The following is a 17,840-nucleotide window of genomic DNA, read 5'->3' on the forward strand; positions in this document are numbered from 1 at the left end:
AAGGAGGCATTGATGGCGTGGACCGCTTTTCCGTACCCCGATCCGGCGTTTCGCTATACGCCGGAAAGCCTGCAGGCGGCGTGGCCGCAGCTGCACGGCGGCGATCGCGAAGCGTTCCCGACCCATCCGGTGCTGGTGCAGGCCTGGATCGCCTTCCACGCCGGCGAGTTCGAGCGCGCCGCGCGGCTGGGGCTGGATGTGGGCGTGAACGGCTACGCGGTCGCCCACAAGGCCATCTGCATGTACACCAACTACCTGGAGCCGAACGAGAAGAAGCGCCTGGCCACTTTTGAATGCGTGGCCGAGCGCTGCGAGCGCCAGCAGCGCGAGCAGCCGGACCAGCCGGCCGGCTACTACTGGCATGCGTATGCGCTGGGCCAGTATTCGCAGGGCATCTCGGTGGTGAAGGCGCTGGCGCAGGGATTGGGCGCGAAGATCAAGCACAGCCTCGACAAGACCGTGCAGCTGGCGCCGCAGCGCGCCGATGCGCACGTGGCGCTGGGCGTGTACCACGCCGAAATCATCGACAAGGCCGGCGCCGTGCTGGCCGGCCTGACCTACGGCGTCAAGAAGGACGAGAGCTACCGCCAGTTTGAAACGGCGCTGGCGCTGAATCCCGATTCGTCGATCGCCCGCATCCAGTACGCACGCGCGCTGGTGATGCTGGACGGGAAAAAGAAACTGGCGCAGGCCAGGGATTTATACGAGCAGGCCGCCTGCTGCAACGTGCGCGACGCCACCGAGCGGCTGGACCAGGACGCTGCGCAAAAAGAATTGGAAGAGGAAAAGTTAAGTGGCGCAGTTATTAAATAAAGCGATCTGTGTGTACTGCGGCGCCAATGCCGGCGCCTCTCCCCGTTTTGCGGAGGAAGCCCGCGCGCTGGCCGCGGCGCTGGTCGAACGCAATCTGTCGCTGGTGTATGGCGGCGGCAATGTCGGCCTGATGGGCATCATCGCGGACGAAGTGCTGCGCCTCGGCGGTGAAGTCACCGGCGTGATTCCGACCGCGCTGGTCGAGCGCGAAGTGGGGCACACCGGGCTGACGCGCCAGTTCATCGTCAAGGACATGCACGAGCGCAAGGCCATGATGGCGCAACTGGCCGACGGCTTCATCGCCATGCCGGGCGGCCTGGGCACGCTGGAGGAGTTGTTCGAGGTGCTGACCTGGGCCCAGCTCGGCATCCACGCCAAGCCAATCGGCCTGCTGAACGTGGACGGCTACTACGACAGCCTGGTGGCTTTCGTCCGCCACGCCACCGAGCAGGGCCTGGTGCGTCCGCAGCACGCCGAGCTGATGATGGTTGAAAACGATCCACAGGCATTGCTGCACCGTTTCTGATTTTGCTGTCAATTCGACGTTTGCTGCCGCCGCCCAGGCGGCGGTGGTCGACTTCGACGCCGCCTCGGTCGCACAACTGAGCCACACCAACCTGCCGTCTCCGCTGAATGTGGTGAACGTCTACCATGGCACCAGCTATGTCGAGGATGGCTTCCAGTTGAGCAGTTCGCTCGGCGCCACGGCGCTGCACTCGCTGTTCGTTGCGGACGATCACAATATTCTCTACCGGCCGGCCGCCGACTCCTACGCCATGGCGGCCACGGCTGCCGCCACCATCACATTGAGCAGCGTGGATCACAGCGCCTTCAATGTGACGTCGATCGACCTGGCCAAGCTGTTGATGGGACCGTTCGCGCTTAACGGCTCGGTCACCTTCTACGGCACCAAGGCCGGCACCTCGACCCCCGTGGTGCAGAAGTTCGACTACACGGGCAACTGGACCACCTTCTGGTTCAATCCGAATTTTACCGACCTGTCGTCGCTGAGCTGGAGCCAGGGCGTGGCCACCAGGTTCGAGTTCGATAACATCAACATCACGTCCGCCGTGCCGGAAGCGGAAACCTGGGCCATGCTGCTGGCCGGCCTCGGCATGCTGGGCTGGGTGGCGCGCCGCCAGCGGGCGTGAACTAGCCCCACAACTTCCGGCCTTCGGTGTCCAGCTGCGTGAGGTACAGCCGAAGGTCGAATTCATACTGGTGGTAGTTCGGTTCCATGTAGGTGCACAGCTTGTAAAACGCCTTGTCGTGCTGCTTTTCCTTGATGTGCGCCAGCTCGTGCACGGCGATCATGCGCAGGAATTCCAGCGGCACTTCCTTGAACATGGTGGCGACGCGGATCTCGTGCTTGGCCTTGAGCTTGCCGCCCTGCACGCGCGAGATCGCCGTGTGCAGTCCCAGCGCGTGATTGATCACGTGGATCTTGCTGTCATACTCGACCTTGTTGATCGGCTCGGCGTTGCGCAGGAATTCCGATTTCAAATCCTGCACGTACTGGTACAGCGCGCGGTCGGTGCGCAGGTCGTGCGGCTTGCTGTAGCGCTTGAGCAGCACCTCGCCCAGCTGGTTCTTGGCGATCAGCTGCGCGACTTGCTGTTGCGTTTGTTCGGAATAAGCGCTGAGGTACTTCAGGTGCGACATGACGGCTGCTAAAAAATGGCGAACCGGGAATGTACCACAGCGGCGGCCAGGCTCAGGATTTCAGCCGCTCGGCGCGGGCAATGGCGCGCTGCACCGCGGGCCGCGCGGCAATCTGCTCATACCAGCGCGCGACATGTGGTGTGGCGCTGAAATCGATATTGGCAAACTCCCGGCGCCACAGCCAGCCGAAGTGGGCGATATCGGCGATTGAATAGCTGTCGCCCGATACATAGGCTTGCGTGGCCAGCACGCGGTCCAGCAGCGCGAGCGTACGCCGGGCCTCGCCGTGAAAGCGCGCAATCGCCGCCGGCATGACCTCCGGCGCGGACTTCTGGAAATAGCCGGACTGGCCGAATGCCGGGCCAAGACCGGAAGCATGGAAGAACAGCTGCTCGAACACGCGGGCGCAGGCCGCGCCATCCGGCGGCAACAACAGGCCGTGCCGCTCCGCCAGGTACACCAGAATCGCGGCCGACTCGGTCAGCACCAGCTTGTCGCCGGGCGAAATCAGCACCGGCACCTTGGCGTTCGGATTGAGCAAGGCAAAGGCCTCGGTCTTTTGCTCGCCCTGGCGGACGTCGACCGCGTGCAGCTGGTAGTCCAGCCAGAGTTCCTCCAGGGCGATGATGGCTTTGATGCTGTTGGGCGTGGCGAATGCGTAGAGCTGGTACATGATGTTTCCTCTGTGAGTGTCGATACCGTCACTGTGCCGCCGCCGGCGCGATGCCGGAAGACCGGCCGGCGCCATATCTCTCATTCCTCCGGAGAATAGGGTGACAGTCCTGCCATGCCCCGTTAAGATGAGGCCAGGAGGAATGCCTTGGACCGTTTAACCTTGATGGAAATTTTTGTGTGCGTGGTGGAGGCCGGTTCGTTCTCCGCCGCCGCACGCCGCCTGAATACCGGCCAGCCGGCCGTCTCGAAGGCCGTGGCGCAGCTGGAGACGCGGCTGGGCACGCGGCTGTTGTCGCGCACCACGCGCGGCCTGACGCCGACCGATGCCGGCCACCGTTATTACGAAGGCGCGCGCAAGACCATCAGCCAGGCCGACGAAACCGAACTCGACACACGCGGCGCCGGCGCCAGCCTGCGCGGCCGCTTGCGCGTCTGCGCCGGCCTGACCTTCGGCCGGCTGCACGTGGTGCCCAAGCTGGGCGCGTGGCTGCAGGCGCATCCCGAGCTGGAGCTGGACATGGTGCTGGACGACCGTCACATCGATTTGCTGGAACACGGCATCGACGTGGCGCTGCGCATGGGCACGCTGAACGATTCCTCGATGACGGCGCGCCGCATTGCGCAAGGTCGGCGGCTGGTGGTGGGCACGCCGGCCTATTTCGCGCAACACGGCGTGCCGCAAGCGCCGGCGGATTTGTTGGGCCACGCCGCCGTGCCGTATGTGCAGGACGCGGGCGGCAGCGGCGCCTGGGTGTTCGAGCGGGTAGGGGAGCGCCAGCAGGTCACACTGCAAGGACGGTTGCGGGTGTCGGCGGCCGAAGGCTTGCGCGCGGCCGTGTTGTCCGATCAGGGACTGGCCGTGGCGTCGGAATGGATGTTCGCGCCGGAGTTGGCCAGCGGCGCGGTGCAGGCGGTGTTGAGCGACTGGACCTTGCCGGCGATGGATGTGTGGGCAGTCTATCCATCGGGCCGGCTGGCGAGCGCCAAGGCGCGCGCGTTTGTCGATTTCATGCAGGCGTCGCTGACGCCTGCCTGAGCCCTTACAGCGCCGGCGCTGGCGGGAAATCGACCGGCACCTGCGTCAGCGCGTGCAGGTAGTTGGTGATGATCTTGTCGCCGATGACCATCACGGTGTCGACCAGTTGCACCTTGCTGTAGCCGGCCGCCAGAAAGGCGGCCAGCAGCGCCGGCTCCGCGTGGCCGCGGTTCAGCGTCGCGCTCCTGGCCAGTTTGGCCAGTGCATCCAGCCTGGCGTCGAACGCGGCGCCGCCTTTGCGGATCTCGATGATCTGCTCCGGCGTGAAGCCGACCATGCCGCCCAGCGCGGTGTGCGCGGCCAGGCAGTACTCGCACTGGTTGACCTGGCTGACCACCAGATTGATGACCTCGCGTTCCTTGGCGTTCAGCGAGCTTTTGCCGTTTTGCAGCGTCAGGTAATTGCCCAGCGCGGTCTCGGAGTAGGCCAGCGTGGCGTACAGGTTGGGCACCATGCCCAGGCCTTTTTTCAGCTGTTCGAAGATCGCCTGGTTGGCCGTCGACACCTCGGCGGCCTTCGGCACGGCGAAGCGGGCCAGTGCTGGCAGCAGCAGAGCGGTTTCCGGACGGCTGGTGTAGTCGGGATCGACTTCCGCGTAGAGGATGGTGCCGTCGGTGTCGATGACGAAGCGCCCGGGCAGCGGCAGGGTCCAGCTGTCATCGCCGTTGAAGCCAGGCAGGTCGTTCTTCAGCGACTTGTACAGCTCGATCAGATAGTCCGGCATCTGGTAGCGGATGCCGAAGGCGGCGGCCACCTCGTTGCCGGCGTCGGTCAGCACCGGGAACGACAGCTCGTTCTGGCGCATCGACTTGCGGCTGTTGGACGCGGTCTGCGGCGAGATGGTCACCAGCCTGGCGCCCAGCGCCTGGATCTGCGGCAGCTCGGCTTGCAGGGCCTGCAGGTCCAGGTTGCAGTACGGGCACCACACGCCACGGTAGAAGCTGACCACCAGCGGCCCCTGCTTCAGCAGTTCAACCGAGCTGACCGGGTTGCCGTCGGCGTCGCTCAGGGTGAAGGCGGGCGCGCGGTCGCCGACCTTGAGTGCGCCATCCGCGAGTCCCGAGGCGCGCAGTTCGGCGGTGGCGCGGTGCATGGTTTCGATCACCGAGTACGGTACGTTGTAGGGTGGTTTGCCTGCTTCGAAGTCGGCTTTGAAGGCGTCCAGTTTGGCTTTGAGAGTCATGATGATTTCCCTGTGTGAGTAAGTGAGAACTCAGTATGCGAGTTGCCAGTCATTCCCGTAAGATACGTGGAAACCATATGACTTATTCTTTGTGGGAATGCCTCCCTCATGGACCATGCCCAGATTTCTCTGGCGCTATATAATTGTGTTTATTGCGGTTTTGATCAGAGGAGAGAATATGTTGAAAGCAGGTGTAGCGATTATCCTGGCGGCCTTCGGCGCCACGGCTTCGGCAACGGACATCACGGTGTCGGCCGCGGCCAGCCTGACCAATGCGTTCAAGGAAATTGGCGCGGCGTATGAGAAGGAGCACGCGGGCGACAAGGTGCAGTTCAACTTCGCCGCTTCCGATCCGCTGGTGCAGCAGATCAGCAAGGGCGCGCCGGTCGACGTGTTCGCCTCCGCCGACCAGGATGCGATGGACAAGGCCGATAATCTGAAGCTGCTGGCCCCTGGCACCCGCAAGAACTTCGCCAGCAACAGCCTGGTGCTGATCGCACCGCAAGGCGGCAAGGTGGCGGTCAAGGCCCTGGCGGACGTCACGCAGCCTGCCGTGGCGCGCATCACCATCGGCAATCCGGCCAGCGTGCCGGTCGGCCGCTACACCAAGGCCGCGCTGGAAAACGCCAAGCTTTGGACCGCTGTCGAGCCGAAACTGATCCTGGGCACCTCGGTGCGCCAGTGCCTGGATTATGTGGCGCGCGGTGAAGTGGACGCCGGTTTCGTCTACGCCACCGACGCCGCCATCGTGAAAGACAAGGTCACCGTGGTGGCCACGGTGCCGACCGAAACGCCGGTCAGTTATCCGATCGCGGTGATCGCCGCCGGTCCGCAAGCGGCGGCTGGCCGCAAGTTTGCCGACTACGTGCAGTCGTCGGCCGGCCAGGCCATTCTTGCCAAGTACGGTTTCGGCCGACCATAACGTGGAGTCGTTCGATCCTGCGTGGGTGGCGCTGCGGTTGTCGTTGAAGGTTGCCTGCTGGGCCACGCTGATCGATCTGGTGTTTGGTGTGGCGCTCGGCTACCTGTTGGCGCGCAAGCGCTTTCCGGGCCGCGAACTGCTGGACGCGGTGCTGACCTTGCCGATGGTGATGCCGCCGACGGTGCTGGGCTACTACATGCTGGTCATCATCGGCCGCAATGGCGTGATCGGCGCGTGGTTGCAGCAGCACTTCGGCATCAACCTGATTTTCACCTGGCAGGCGGCGGTGATCGCGGCGGCCGTGGTGGCGTTTCCGCTGGTGCTGAAGGGCGCGCGCGCCGCGTTTGAAAGCATCGATACGCAGTTCGAACAGGCGGCACGGGTGCTGGGCGTGTCGCCGTTTGGCGTGTTCCTGCGTGTGACCCTGCCGCTGGCCTGGCGCGGCGTGCTGGGCGGCACCTTGCTGGCCTTCGCCCGCTCGATGGGCGAGTTCGGCGCGACGCTGATGGTGGCCGGCAGCATTCCCGGCAAGACGCAGACGCTATCGATCGCCGTCTACGAAGCCGTGCAGGCCGGGCAGGACGACCAGGCCAACCTGCTGGTGATTATTACTTCCGTGGTCTGCGTGGTGGTGCTGGTTACCGCCAACAAACTGACGCCTAACCGCAATCCGCAAGCATGAGCACCCAATTTACAGTCGACATCCACAAAACCCTGCGCTCCGGCGAGCGGGTGTTCCAGCTGCAGGCGCGCTTCGAATCGTCCAGCCAGCGGGTGGTGGTGTACGGCTCGTCCGGCGCCGGCAAGAGCCAGATGATGAAAGCCGTGGCGGGCCTGATGACGCCGGACAGCGGCCGCATCGAGCTGGCCGGCCGCTGCCTGTTCGACAGCGGCAGCGGCGTCAACCTGCCGGCCCAGGACCGCAAGGTGGCCTATCTGTTCCAGGATTACGCGCTGTTCCCGCACCTGAACGTGCGGCAGAACATCGGCTTCGGCCTGCAGCGCGGCTGGCGCAATCCGCTGGCGCGCGTGGATGGCGAGGCGATCCGCTACTGGATGGAGGCGTTCGCGCTGGACCACGTGGCGCACCAGTATCCGCACCAGTTGTCCGGCGGCCAGCGGCAGCGGGTGGCGCTGGCGCGCGCGCTGGCGCCGCAGCCGCAGGCGCTGTTGCTGGACGAGCCGTTCGCCGCGCTCGACCCCGGCCTGCGCGAACGCATGCGCGCCGAACTCGGCGACCTGCAGCGCCGGCTGGCAATCCCCATGCTGATGATTACCCACGATCCGGAAGACGTGCGCGCCTTCGGCGACCATGTGCTGCGCATGGAAAATGGTAGCATCTTCCGTGTGGAGGAGAATGCGGCATGAGCATGGAATTGCAAGGCAATGTGTGGCTGACCATCGATGGCCAGAAGCTGGGCGGACAGGACCGCGTGGCGCTGCTGGCGGCGGTGGCAACCGAAGGGTCGATCACGTCGGCGGCCAAGGCGGTCGGCATGAGCTACAAGGGCGCCTGGGACGCCATCGAGGCGATGAACAACCTGGCCGGCGAACCGCTGGTCGAACGCGTGGCGGGCGGCAAGGGCGGCGGCGGCACGCGGCTGACGGGACGCGGCGCGCAACTGGTGGAAAATTTCCGCAAGGTCGATGCGGCGCACCGCGAGTTTGTCGCCCACCTGAGCGCCCAATCGCATACACTGGCGGATGATTTTTTACTCATTCAAAGGATGAAAATGAAAACCAGTGCACGTAATCAGTTCAGCGGCAAAGTCGTGGCCTTGAAGCGTGGCGCCGTCAATGACGAGGTGGTGTTGGAAATCGTCGGCGGCCAGCAGATCGTCGCCACCATCACCCGCGACAGCAGCGACAGCCTGGGCCTGGATGTGGGCGTCGAGGCGTTTGCGCTGATCAAGGCCTCGTCGGTCATCGTGGCAACCGACCTGGGCGACGTCAAGCTGTCGGCGCGCAACCGCCTGACCGGCAAGGTCAGCCGCGTGCTGCCGGGCGCCGTGAATACCGAAGTCAGTATCGAGTTGCCGGGCGGCGGCACCATCGCCGCCATCGTCACCCGCGACAGCGGCGAATCGCTGGCGCTGGCAGACGGCGTCGAAGCGAGCGCCATCTTCAAGGCCTCCAGCGTCATCATCGGCACGCCGGCTTAAACGTCGGTCGAGCGGGTCAGCGCTTCCCAGGTGCTGATCTCGCTGTCCATCTGCGCAAGCTTGCCGCGCACCAGGCCCAGCGCATCGCTGCCGAGCAGCAGGTGCGCCGGCGGCTCGGCCACTTCCGTCAGCGCCAGCATGGCTTGCGCGGCCTTGACCGGATCGCCCGGCTGATGGCCGCTGCGTTCGGCACGCGCGCTGCGGATCGGATCGAACAACTGGTCGTAATCGGCGATGCTGCGTTCCGACCGCACCATCGAGCGGCCCGCCCAATCGGTGCGGAACGACCCCGGCGCCACCGCCGTCACCTGCACGCCGAACTGCCGCACTTCCTTGCCCACCACTTCCGAAATGCCTTCCAGCGCGAACTTGCTGCCGGCGTAATAGGCAATGCCCGGCATGGTGATGAAGCCGCCCATCGACGTGATGTTGATGATGTGGCCGCGACGGCGGCTGCGGAAGGAGGGCAGGAAAGCCTTCATCATCGCCACCGCGCCAAACACGTTGACGTCGAACTGCCGGCGCATTGCCTCCAGCGGCGATTCTTCCATGATGCCTTCGTGGCCGTAGCCGGCATTGTTGACCAGCACGTCCACCGGTCCGACTTCAGCCTGTGCCCGCGCCACCACGCCGTCGATGGCGTCAAACTCGGTGACGTCCAGCAGGTAGGCGTGCGAGCGGCCGGGCCGCAGCGCCACAAAGGCGTCGCGCGCCTGGACGTTGCGCACCGTGCCGATGACCGTGTGGCCGGCGTCCAGCGCCGCCTGGGCCAGCGCCTGGCCGAAACCGCTGCTGACGCCGGTGATGAAAAAGAGCTTGCTCATGGTATGTCCTTTCAGTGAAAGCAGCCATGGTAGTGACGCCGGCGCCACGCGCCTATGTCGGAAGCTCTGCATCATTTGCCTGATTCTCTGAGCGCGATGGCGGCGTCGGCATTCCGGCTTACAATCGGCACATGAAAAATCGCATGGTGACATTGATGGAGCGGCTGGCGCCGGTGGAGGGCTACAACCTCAGCGTGCTGCCGGACGTGCGCTTTTTGCGCTCCAACCGCCCGCTGGACCGCACGCCGGTGCTGTACGAACCGGGGATTGTGATCGTTTGCCAGGGCCGCAAGCGCGGCTTTCTCGGCGAGCAGGAATTCGTCTACGACGCCCAGCATTGCCTGGCAGTCGCGGTGCCGGTGCCGTTTTCGATGGAGACCGAGGCCAGCGCCGAGCAGCCCTTGCTGGCGATGTATCTGCGCCTGGATTTTCAGCTGACCGCCGACCTGTTGCTGGAACTGGAAGAGCAGGGCCACGCAGTGACGGCCGAGCCGAAAGGCCTGTTGTCGACACCGATGGATGAACGGCTGGCGGCGTCGGTGGAACGCTTCCTGGAAGCGCTGGCCGATCCGCTGGATGCCGCGCTGCTGGGGCCGGCGCTGGTGCGCGAAATCTATTACCGCGTGCTGACCAGCGTGCAGGGCGCCAGCATGCGTGCTGCCTTGATGCAGCAGGGCCGCTTTGCCACCATCGCCCGCGCGCTGCGCAAGATTCATGCGTCGTTCAGCGAGGAACTGGACGTCGGCCAGTTGGCCAGCGAGGCCCACATGAGCGTGGCGACGTTTCACCACCACTTCAAGGCCGTCACCAGCACCTCGCCGATGCAGTACCTGAAGTCGACCCGGCTGCACCAGGCGCGGTTGCTGATGCTGCGCAACGGCATGTCGGTGGCGGCGGCCAGTGCGCGCGTCGGTTACGAAAGTTCGTCGCAGTTCAGCCGCGAGTTCAAGCGTCTGTTCGGCCGCAGTCCGGTGGAGGAGGTCGAGCACATGCGCAAGACCTTTGCCACGCCGGACCCGCAGCCGTCACCGTGGTACGTGGCGGCGCACTAGCCGCCCTGGAATTGCGCGAAACGCGCCGGCGTGGTGCCGAGGATGCGGCGGAACAGCGCGATAAAACTGCTGACGCTGTCGTAGCCGAGACTGAGCGCCACCGTGGTGACGGAAGCGCCGCCGTTCAGCAGCGCCATGCCTTTCTGCAGGCGCGCCACCTGCCGCCATTCCACCACCGACATGCCGGTCTCGTTGCGAAAGTGGCGCGTCAGGCTGCGGCGCGACCAGCCCAGCTGATCGGCCCAGGCGTCGAGGTCGGTTTCGTCGGCCGGATCTTCGGCGATGGCGGCGGCCATGGCCAGCAGGCGCGGGTGGTGCGGCATGGTCAGGTGCAGCGGATCGGGTTGCGCCGCGCGGATTTCGTCCAGGAACACGTTCATCACGCGGAAGCCGGCCGCATCAGGCGGCATGCCGTCGGGCCAGCGGCACATGCGTTCCATCAGCGACACCGCCAGCGGCGACATGCGCAGCGCCAGCGACTGCTCGGGAAAGCCGACGCACAGCGACGGCGCGATATGAATCGTGTGGCCGGCCAGGCCGGGTTTCAGCGTGCTGCCGTGCACGCTGGCGGCGTGTGGCATATAGGGCGGAATCCAGCCCAGCCGTCCGGGCGGCAGCACCTGGCGGTTGCCGCCGGCCTCCACCAGGATCACGCCCTGCGCCGGAATGTACATCTGGCCTTCCGGATGGTGATGGGTGAGCTTGCCCTTGCCGACGCCGCCGTCAGTATGTTGTGCCGCCACGTAGATCGGCATCTCGTCAGTCAGCCGCTTGTCGCCGTAGTAGTTGCTCATGTTGTGGCCCGATTGCGTTATCAGTTGTCCGTTTGCAGTTAGCGGACCTTGAATTCTACAGGCAATCTACAGCTTTCATCCACTGCAAGGAAAAAGCATGACTGCAATCGATACGGAAGGCGTACTGGAGCTGGTGCGCGAGGTTGGCGCCAGCCTGTGCGCGACCTTCTGGCGCAGCACGCCGGCCGTGAGCATGGATGACGTCCGGGCTGCCGAGGCGGCGTTGCGGCGTCAGCTGGCCGAAGACTATCCCGCCATCGCCTGGGCCGACGGCCTGCTCAGCGAGGCGCACGCCCGCAGCGGCGAGTACTGGATCTGCGATGCGGTCGATGGCGTGGAACAGTTCCTGCGCGCCATTCCCAACTGGTGCATGTCGCTGACCTTGATGCGCGAAGGCGTGCCGGTGTTCGCCGTCATCTACGACGCCATGCATGACGAGCTGTTCCATGCGCTGTGGCGTCACGGCGCCTGGTACAACGGCACGCCGATGCGCGTTGGCGCACGGCAGGATGAAGCGGTGGTGACGACGCGCAGTCTCAGTCCGGTGGCGCTGCAACTGGCTTACGTGGCGTGCGGCCGGCTGGATGGCTTCTGGCTGCAGGGGAATGATGGTTGCCGCTGCATCGGCGGCGCCTTGCTGGTGCGCGAGGCCGGCGGCATGGCGACGCAGGCGGACGGCCAGCCTTATCATCTGGCCGCGCGCGGCATTGCGGCTGCGGCGCCGGCCCTGCATGTGGCCGTGCTGCGGCGTTTGCAGGACCGGTGGGTGGCGTAGGGCGCGGCTACTTGTTGCCTCCCTTGGCCGTTTGCTCGGAACCGGCGTTGCGGTTCTTTTCGGCGTTGGCGCGGGCGGCGGACTGACGGCTTTCACCACCCTTGCGGCCGATGGCGGCCATGTGCTCGCGGTCGCGGCTGACCGCTTCACCGCCTTTCTGGCCGGCGCGGCGCGCTTCCTCCGAATCGAATTCGTGCGCCGTGCCTTTCTGGTGCGCCGCCTGCCCGCCCTTGCTGGCGATGGCGCGCTGGGTTGCTTCGTCCATTGCGGCAAAGCCGCGCTTGGCAGTGCCCTTGGGTTTGCCCTGATCGTTGCTGGTGTTGCTGGCCATAGATCCCTCCGTCGAATGGTAAGAAAACAGCAGGCTGGCCCCGCTGTTCTACATGTTAGAGGTGCAAGATTGACGGAAGTTCCACTTAATGCCTGAGGTGTCCCCCAGGTTGAAAGCGAGCCAGCTGTTCGGCGGCGCGGGTGCTGTGGGCGGTGGCTTCCTGCACCAGCTGCTCGGTCATGGCGGTGGCCGAGCGCTGCACGCCGGGCATGTGGCTGGCGGCCACTTCGGTGATGCCGGCATGGCTGCGGCTCAACACTGCGGCCAGCCGGTGCTGGTAGGTGGCGAGGGACTTTCTGCCCGGCGTCAACAGGATGGCGAAGGCGGAACCGAGCTGGCCGGCGTCCTTGCTGGACATGATGCGCTGGCCGTTGGCGCCGGCTTCGGTGATCAGGTCGCGGCCCAATTGCATGTTCAGCTGGCTGACGCTTTGCGTGGCTTCGATCACATGCTGCATGACGTCGACGTAAAAGCCGATCAAGGTTTCCATGTGCGATGCGATCGCGGAAGAAGGGAGTTGTGGGAACATAATGGGTCCTCGGCGTGTTGGCGATACATGGATAGACGCCGAGGCAGACAGAAGGTTCCGCGTTTTTACGGCGTGGCCACCTGTAATACCAGTTTGCCGAAGTTTTTCCCCTCAAACAGCATGTTCAGCGCCTGCGGGAAGTTTTCCAGGCCCTGCACCACGTCTTCCTTGCTCTTGATTTTGCCGTCCTTCATCCAGCCGGCCAGCGCGGCCACGCCGATGGGGTAGCGGTCGGCGTAATCGAAGACCACGATGCCTTCCATGCGCGCGCGGTTGACCAGCAGCGCCAGGTAGTTGGACGGCCCCTTCACCGCCGTGGTGTTGTTGTACTGCGAGATGGCGCCGCAGATGACGATGCGCGCCTTCATGTTGATGCGGGTGAGCACGGTGTCGAGGATCTCGCCGCCGACATTGTCGAAGTAGACGTCCACGCCTTGCGGGCAATGCTGCTTGAGGCCGTCCTTGACCGAGTCGTTCTTGTAGTCGATGCAGGCGTCGAAGCCCAGTTCGTTGACCACGAAGTCGCACTTTTCCTTGCCGCCGGCAATGCCGACCACGCGGCAGCCCAGTTGCCTGGCGACCTGGCCGACGGTCTGGCCGACCGCGCCGGCCGCGCCCGACACCACCACCGTGTCGCCGGCTTTCGGCTGGCCCGATTCGATCAGGCCGAAGTAGGCCGTCATGCCCGGCATGCCCAGCGTGTTCAGGTAGGTGGTCAGCGGCGCCAGTTTCGGATCGACCTTGTGGAAAGAGGCTTGCTTGTCGTCGCCGGCACCGGTCCAGTAGCGCTGCACGCCGGTGCCGCCCTGGACGTAGTCGCCCACCGCGTATTTCGGCGATTTCGATTCCACCACCACGCCGACGCCGCCGGCGCGCATCACCTCGCCGATGGCGACCGGGCGGATGTAGGATTTGCCTTCGTTCATCCAGCCGCGCATGGCCGGATCGAGCGACAGGTACAGCACCTTGATGCGGACTTCGCCATCGGCCAGTTCGCGCAGCGGTTCGTCGACCTGTTGCCAGTCGCTGTCCTTGACCATGCCGACCGGACGCGCGGCCAGGCGGAATTGCAGATTTGTCTCCATTGGATATCCTCCTTGTGTGGGTGCGGATGACTATATCTCAATTTGCACGATCGTGCTATTTTTGTCGCGACAGACAAGGCGTGCGACAATAGCTGTCTTTTGTCCAACCTCTTACGGTAGTCATGAGCAATCCCGAATACATTTTGACACTCTCTTGCCTGGATCAGCGCGGAATCGTTCATCGCGTGTCGGGTTTCTTGGCTGACCATGGTTGCAACATCATCGACTCGGCCCAGTTTGGGGACAGCGAGTCGAAATTATTCTTCATGCGCGTGCATTTCGCGCGCGAAGACAGCACCATCAACGATGACCTGCTGCGCGCCGACTTCAGCCTGCTGGCTGCCGACATGCAGCTGGACTGGGAGCTGCGCGATGCCCACTACAAGCCGCGCGTGATGCTGATGGTGTCGAAGATCGGCCATTGCCTGAACGACCTGCTGTTCCGCTACAAGAGCGGGCTGCTGCCGGTGGAAATTCCGGCCATCGTGTCGAACCACATGGACTTCTACCAGCTGGCGGCCAGCTACAATATTCCGTTCCACCACCTGCCGCTGGCCACCGGCGCGCCGCAGGAGGCCAAGCTGGCGCAGGAAGCCAAGATCATCGAACTGATGGACACGCACAAGATCGACCTAGTGGTGCTGGCGCGCTACATGCAGATCCTGTCGCCGGGCCTGTGCACGGCGCTGAAGGGCAAGGCGATCAATATCCACCACTCGTTCCTGCCGAGCTTCAAGGGCGCCAAGCCGTATGCGCAGGCGCACCACCGCGGCGTCAAGCTGATCGGCGCGACCGCGCATTTCGTCACCGGCGACCTGGACGAAGGTCCGATCATCGAGCAGGACGTCGAGCGCGTCGATCACTCGATGGATGCCGACACCTTGTCGGCCATTGGCCGCGATGTCGAATGCGTGGTGCTGGCGCGCGCAGTGAAATGGTTTGTCGAACACCGCATTTTGCAAAACGGCGATAAAACCGTCGTCTTTAAGTAATCCGTCACAGAGAATCGCATGGCACTCAAGGCAACAATCTATAAAGCAGAACTGTCGATTGCGGACATGGACCGCAATTACTATGAAACGCACCAGCTGACGCTGGCGCGCCATCCCTCGGAAACCGACGAGCGCATGATGGTGCGCCTGGTCGCCTTCGCCATCCACGCCAACGAGGCGCTGACCTTCACCAAGGGCCTGTTCGATGTCGAGGAGCCGGACCTGTGGCACAAGGATCTGACCGGCGCGATCGAGCTGTCGATCGAAGTCGGCCAGCCGGATGAAAAGGTGATCCTGAAGGCGTGCGGCCGTTCGGAGCACGTCTACGTCTACAGCTATGCTTCGACCAGCCACATCTGGTGGAAGGGCCTGGCCAACAAGGTCGAGCGCTGCAAGAACCTGACCGTGGTCGACCTCGACGCCGCCGCCACCGAGCAGCTGGGCAAGATGGCGCAGCGCACGATGCAGCTGCAATGCACCATCCAGGACGGCCAGATCTGGCTGACCGACGGCACCGAGACCGTCGAAATCGCCCGCGAAGTGCTGAAGTCCGAGCGCTGATCAAACAATTCACCATTGTGATTTTTCGTTAGTTTTTGCTGGGAAATCTTAGTTATAATCATCCAACATTTCTTTTGAGGAATAAGGAGGATCATGGCGACGGCGCTCAGTGAAGGTAAAATCATGGCGGCCCTGGATTGGGCCTATGACAAGGCGGTCAACGGCGTGGCGGGACTGGATTCCGCCGACGAGCTGGCGAATGACTATCTCAAGCAGGATGGAACGCTGGAAGATCAGGTCAACTCTTTGATCCGCTGGCAAAACACCAAGGCCGGGACCTCCGGCTTTCTGAGTGGCCTAGGCGGCTTGCTCACGATGCCGATCACCATCCCGGCCAATATCACCAGTGTCATGTACGTGCAGATCCGCATGATCGCCGCCATCGCAAGGATGGGCGGACACGATCTGCAACAAGACCAGGTCAAGTCGCTGGTGTATGTGTGCCTGCTAGGTAACGGCGCAAAAGACGTGCTGAAGGATATTGGCATCGTGGTCGGCCGCAAGCTGACGGAAAACGCGATCAAGAACATCAGCGGCAAAACCATCACGGCGATCAACCAGAAAGTCGGTTTCCGGCTGTTGACCAAGTTCGGTGAGAAGGGCGCCATCAATTTGGGCAAGGCGGTACCGCTGCTGGGTGGCCTGATCGGCGCCACCTTCGATTCGGTTGCCACCAACACCATCGGCAATGTTGCGCGCAACACCTTCATCTCCTCCCTTACTGCGGAAACCGCCAAATGAAAAAAGATTCGTTGAATATCCTGGAGCTGTTGCAAGAGCTGGACAGCGGTTTCACCGACGAGCAGAAAAAACGCATCGAGAAAAAAATCGACGAGATGCTGTCCTACACTCCGCGAATCGGCGTGTTCGGCAAGACCGGTGTCGGCAAGTCGTCGTTGTGCAACGCCTTGTTTGGCGAGGACATCTGCGAAGTGTCGGACGTTGAAGCGTGCACCCGCAGCGCGCAGGACGTGATCCTGAAGATGGGTAAGGGCAAAGGCATCACGCTGATCGATGTGCCCGGTGTTGGCGAAGACCAGCAACGCGATGAGGAGTATTCGGCGCTGTACCAGAAACTGCTGCCGGAACTGGATGCCGTGCTGTGGGTGTTGAAAGCGGACGACCGCGCCAATTCGGTTGATCTGGATTTCTACAATAATGTGGTCAAGCCGCAGCTGCAACAGGGCAAGCCGTTTATTGTTGTGCTGAATCAGGTCGATAAAATCGAACCGTTCCGCGAGTGGGATGAGGCAGCGCGACGTCCCGGCCCCAAGCAGGCCAGCAACATCGACGCCAAGATCTCTGTGGTGGCCGCTAATTTCGGTTTGAAGAAATCGCAAATCATGGCCGTTTCGGCCGAGGAAAAATTCGGTTTGAGCGGCCTGGTCGACGAAATTATCTTCTCGCTGCCGGACGAGAAGAAATTGGCTGTAGCGCGCGAGGTTGCGGCGGAAAATCTGTCGTCTGCCGCGCGCGCGGAGGTCAAAGAATCGACCACCAAAGTGATTGGCCGGGTCATTTCCGGTGCGACCAAGGGGGCGGCTATCGGGGCTAAATTCGGCGTGCCCGGTGCGCTCGTTGGCGGTGTGATCGGCGGCATCGGCGGATTCTTCGGTCTCTGGTGATGACGGCTGCGCTGGCGTGCACGGTAAAGCTGACCCGCACAGTTGACGATCTGGTGGCCCACTGCGATGCCTTTGATTTTTTGCAGGATGGGTTGCCGGTGCCGTCCTCGGCATCGCGATGGCGCAGAGGCAACACGGTGTCGGAAGACTTGCAGGTGATCGTGATGGGCAAGTCCGGCTACGGCAAGTCGACCACGCTGAACAGCCTGATTGGCGAGGAGGCCTTTGATACCAGCGATACCGAAGGCTGTACACGCGTTATGCAATCGGCCGAATTCAAATTCGCGTCAACGTCGGGAACGCATTATTTTTCCTTGGCCGACTTGCCCGGCATCGGCGAGAATCCGCAGCTTGACGCTGAATACATTCAGCTCTACCGTGCCGCGTTGGAAAAAGCCCATGCAGTGATTTATTTCATGCGTGCTGATCAGCGCGACTACGCTATCGACGAGTGGGTTTTCAGCGAGTTGTTTCCAAGCCGTGCCGAGCGCGGGAAGGTGATCGTCGCGCTGAATGCGATCGACAAAATCGAGCCGATGAATCGCCGCCACCCATTTGAAATGAGTGCTGCCCAGTGGCAGAATGTCGATCTGCGCATCGCCAGTATCAGCAAGAAGCTAAAGCTGGTGACGGCGGCGATTATTCCAATTTCGGCGGCGGAGCAGATCAATACGTCCCGGCTGGTGGGGCGGTTGAGCAAATTATTGCTGCCACATATGCAGCCGGGGTAGCACCGATGCGGGCCGGACTCAACAGATGGCCGTCGAGTCGATGTTTTGTTGAGGTGTGCCAAATCGAGCGCGTCGCCTGACGCACTCG

23 protein-coding genes and 1 pseudogene are annotated in these 17,840 nt (G+C 63.3%); 15 read left to right on the top strand and 9 right to left on the bottom strand.

What is annotated here, in order from left to right; genetic code table 11:
* Nucleotides 1-12 precede the first annotated feature (12 nt).
* From GJ698_RS14655 to GJ698_RS30960, 3 genes are read left to right on the top strand one after another with little or no spacing between them, the layout of a single operon-like run.
* Nucleotides 13-813, top strand: a complete 801-nt coding sequence (locus GJ698_RS14655; protein ID WP_154358368.1) for a tetratricopeptide repeat protein — start codon at nucleotides 13-15, stop codon at nucleotides 811-813.
* On the top strand, nucleotides 794-1,339 hold the full coding sequence (locus tag GJ698_RS14660) for an LOG family protein (protein ID WP_371865318.1): 546 nt from the start codon (nucleotides 794-796) through the stop codon (nucleotides 1,337-1,339). Before GJ698_RS14655 ends, GJ698_RS14660 begins: the two co-directional genes overlap by 20 nt.
* Nucleotides 1,302-1,964: a PEP-CTERM sorting domain-containing protein gene (locus GJ698_RS30960; RefSeq protein WP_229259997.1), complete on the top strand. Its 663-nt coding sequence runs from the start codon at nucleotides 1,302-1,304 to the stop codon at nucleotides 1,962-1,964. The genes GJ698_RS14660 and GJ698_RS30960 overlap by 38 nt, the downstream gene beginning before the upstream one ends.
* 1 nt (nucleotide 1,965) lies before the next feature.
* Here the strand turns inward: GJ698_RS30960 and GJ698_RS14670 are convergent, their stop codons facing one another.
* Nucleotides 1,966-2,475: a M48 family metallopeptidase gene (locus GJ698_RS14670; protein WP_154358369.1), complete on the bottom strand. Its 510-nt coding sequence runs from the start codon at nucleotides 2,473-2,475 to the stop codon at nucleotides 1,966-1,968.
* 52 nt (nucleotides 2,476-2,527) lie between these two features.
* Entirely contained in the window at nucleotides 2,528-3,148 is a 621-nt protein-coding gene (locus tag GJ698_RS14675; protein ID WP_154358370.1) for a glutathione S-transferase family protein, read from the bottom strand.
* A gap of 147 nt (nucleotides 3,149-3,295) precedes the next feature.
* On the opposite strand from GJ698_RS14675, the gene GJ698_RS14680 reads away from it, so the two are divergent.
* A complete protein-coding gene (locus GJ698_RS14680; RefSeq protein ID WP_154358371.1) occupies nucleotides 3,296-4,186 on the top strand; it encodes a LysR family transcriptional regulator in 891 nt (296 codons plus the stop codon).
* Between the two features lie 4 nt (nucleotides 4,187-4,190).
* On the opposite strand, the gene GJ698_RS30645 is transcribed toward GJ698_RS14680, so the two are convergent.
* The gene (locus tag GJ698_RS30645) at nucleotides 4,191-4,640 is read right to left on the bottom strand and encodes a carboxymuconolactone decarboxylase family protein (RefSeq protein WP_208023828.1); all 450 of its coding nucleotides are present in this window, start codon (nucleotides 4,638-4,640) and stop codon (nucleotides 4,191-4,193) included.
* A gap of 75 nt (nucleotides 4,641-4,715) precedes the next feature.
* A pseudogene (locus tag GJ698_RS30650) lies at nucleotides 4,716-5,369 on the bottom strand (peroxiredoxin-like family protein); the annotation flags it as partial.
* A gap of 178 nt (nucleotides 5,370-5,547) precedes the next feature.
* On the opposite strand from GJ698_RS30650, the gene modA reads away from it, so the two are divergent.
* The 4 genes from modA to GJ698_RS14705 are packed head-to-tail and all read left to right on the top strand — an operon-like array spanning nucleotide 5,548 to nucleotide 8,453.
* The gene (modA, locus tag GJ698_RS14690; protein ID WP_154358373.1) at nucleotides 5,548-6,291 is read left to right on the top strand and encodes a molybdate ABC transporter substrate-binding protein; all 744 of its coding nucleotides are present in this window, start codon (nucleotides 5,548-5,550) and stop codon (nucleotides 6,289-6,291) included.
* The gene (gene modB / locus GJ698_RS14695; RefSeq protein ID WP_154358374.1) at nucleotides 6,263-6,973 is read left to right on the top strand and encodes a molybdate ABC transporter permease subunit; all 711 of its coding nucleotides are present in this window, start codon (nucleotides 6,263-6,265) and stop codon (nucleotides 6,971-6,973) included. Before modA ends, modB begins: the two co-directional genes overlap by 29 nt.
* Nucleotides 6,970-7,659, top strand: coding sequence for an ATP-binding cassette domain-containing protein (locus GJ698_RS14700; protein WP_154358375.1), 690 nt, complete (start codon nucleotides 6,970-6,972; stop codon nucleotides 7,657-7,659). The genes modB and GJ698_RS14700 overlap by 4 nt, the downstream gene beginning before the upstream one ends.
* A gap of 2 nt (nucleotides 7,660-7,661) precedes the next feature.
* On the top strand, nucleotides 7,662-8,453 hold the full coding sequence (locus tag GJ698_RS14705) for a TOBE domain-containing protein (protein WP_154358607.1): 792 nt from the start codon (nucleotides 7,662-7,664) through the stop codon (nucleotides 8,451-8,453).
* On the opposite strand, the gene GJ698_RS14710 is transcribed toward GJ698_RS14705, so the two are convergent.
* Nucleotides 8,450-9,277, bottom strand: a complete 828-nt coding sequence (locus GJ698_RS14710; RefSeq protein WP_154358376.1) for an oxidoreductase — start codon at nucleotides 9,275-9,277, stop codon at nucleotides 8,450-8,452. The genes GJ698_RS14705 and GJ698_RS14710 overlap by 4 nt on opposite strands.
* 131 nt (nucleotides 9,278-9,408) lie before the next feature.
* On the opposite strand from GJ698_RS14710, the gene GJ698_RS14715 reads away from it, so the two are divergent.
* Complete coding sequence (locus GJ698_RS14715; protein WP_154358377.1) at nucleotides 9,409-10,329, top strand: AraC family transcriptional regulator; 921 nt, start codon at nucleotides 9,409-9,411, stop codon at nucleotides 10,327-10,329.
* On the opposite strand, the gene GJ698_RS14720 is transcribed toward GJ698_RS14715, so the two are convergent.
* A complete protein-coding gene (locus tag GJ698_RS14720) occupies nucleotides 10,326-11,123 on the bottom strand; it encodes a helix-turn-helix domain-containing protein (protein WP_154358378.1) in 798 nt (265 codons plus the stop codon). The two genes, GJ698_RS14715 and GJ698_RS14720, sit on opposite strands and share 4 nt — an antisense overlap.
* A gap of 97 nt (nucleotides 11,124-11,220) precedes the next feature.
* Between GJ698_RS14720 and GJ698_RS14725 the strand changes: the two genes are divergently transcribed.
* A complete protein-coding gene (locus GJ698_RS14725; RefSeq protein WP_154358379.1) occupies nucleotides 11,221-11,898 on the top strand; it encodes an inositol monophosphatase family protein in 678 nt (225 codons plus the stop codon).
* A 7-nt stretch (nucleotides 11,899-11,905) separates the two neighbouring features.
* Here the strand turns inward: GJ698_RS14725 and GJ698_RS14730 are convergent, their stop codons facing one another.
* The 3 genes from GJ698_RS14730 to GJ698_RS14740 all read right to left on the bottom strand — a co-directional run bounded on the left by GJ698_RS14730 (nucleotide 11,906) and on the right by GJ698_RS14740 (nucleotide 13,843).
* Nucleotides 11,906-12,229 (bottom strand): KGG domain-containing protein, encoded by a 324-nt coding sequence (locus GJ698_RS14730; protein WP_154358380.1) that lies wholly within the window; start codon nucleotides 12,227-12,229, stop codon nucleotides 11,906-11,908.
* Between the two features lie 85 nt (nucleotides 12,230-12,314).
* The gene (locus GJ698_RS14735; RefSeq protein ID WP_166454872.1) at nucleotides 12,315-12,719 is read right to left on the bottom strand and encodes a phasin family protein; all 405 of its coding nucleotides are present in this window, start codon (nucleotides 12,717-12,719) and stop codon (nucleotides 12,315-12,317) included.
* 104 nt (nucleotides 12,720-12,823) lie between these two features.
* Nucleotides 12,824-13,843 (bottom strand): NADP-dependent oxidoreductase, encoded by a 1,020-nt coding sequence (locus GJ698_RS14740; protein WP_154358382.1) that lies wholly within the window; start codon nucleotides 13,841-13,843, stop codon nucleotides 12,824-12,826.
* A gap of 122 nt (nucleotides 13,844-13,965) precedes the next feature.
* On the opposite strand from GJ698_RS14740, the gene purU reads away from it, so the two are divergent.
* The 5 genes from purU to GJ698_RS14765 all read left to right on the top strand — a co-directional run bounded on the left by purU (nucleotide 13,966) and on the right by GJ698_RS14765 (nucleotide 17,752).
* Nucleotides 13,966-14,835 carry a formyltetrahydrofolate deformylase gene (gene purU, locus GJ698_RS14745; RefSeq protein ID WP_154358383.1) on the top strand — a complete coding sequence of 290 codons (870 nt, stop codon included), beginning with the start codon at nucleotides 13,966-13,968 and terminating at the stop codon, nucleotides 14,833-14,835.
* Between the two features lie 18 nt (nucleotides 14,836-14,853).
* A complete protein-coding gene (locus GJ698_RS14750) occupies nucleotides 14,854-15,396 on the top strand; it encodes a YaeQ family protein (RefSeq protein ID WP_154358384.1) in 543 nt (180 codons plus the stop codon).
* Nucleotides 15,397-15,489: 93 nt separating this feature from the next.
* A complete protein-coding gene (locus GJ698_RS14755; RefSeq protein WP_154358385.1) occupies nucleotides 15,490-16,137 on the top strand; it encodes an EcsC family protein in 648 nt (215 codons plus the stop codon).
* Entirely contained in the window at nucleotides 16,134-17,021 is an 888-nt protein-coding gene (locus GJ698_RS14760; RefSeq protein ID WP_154358386.1) for a GTPase family protein, read from the top strand. Before GJ698_RS14755 ends, GJ698_RS14760 begins: the two co-directional genes overlap by 4 nt.
* Nucleotides 17,021-17,752: a GTPase family protein gene (locus tag GJ698_RS14765; RefSeq protein ID WP_154358387.1), complete on the top strand. Its 732-nt coding sequence runs from the start codon at nucleotides 17,021-17,023 to the stop codon at nucleotides 17,750-17,752. Before GJ698_RS14760 ends, GJ698_RS14765 begins: the two co-directional genes overlap by 1 nt.
* Nucleotides 17,753-17,840: the final 88 nt, after the last annotated feature.

This window comes from Duganella aquatilis, from assembly GCF_009674565.1.
Taxonomy (GTDB): domain Bacteria; phylum Pseudomonadota; class Gammaproteobacteria; order Burkholderiales; family Burkholderiaceae_D; genus Rugamonas; species Rugamonas aquatilis.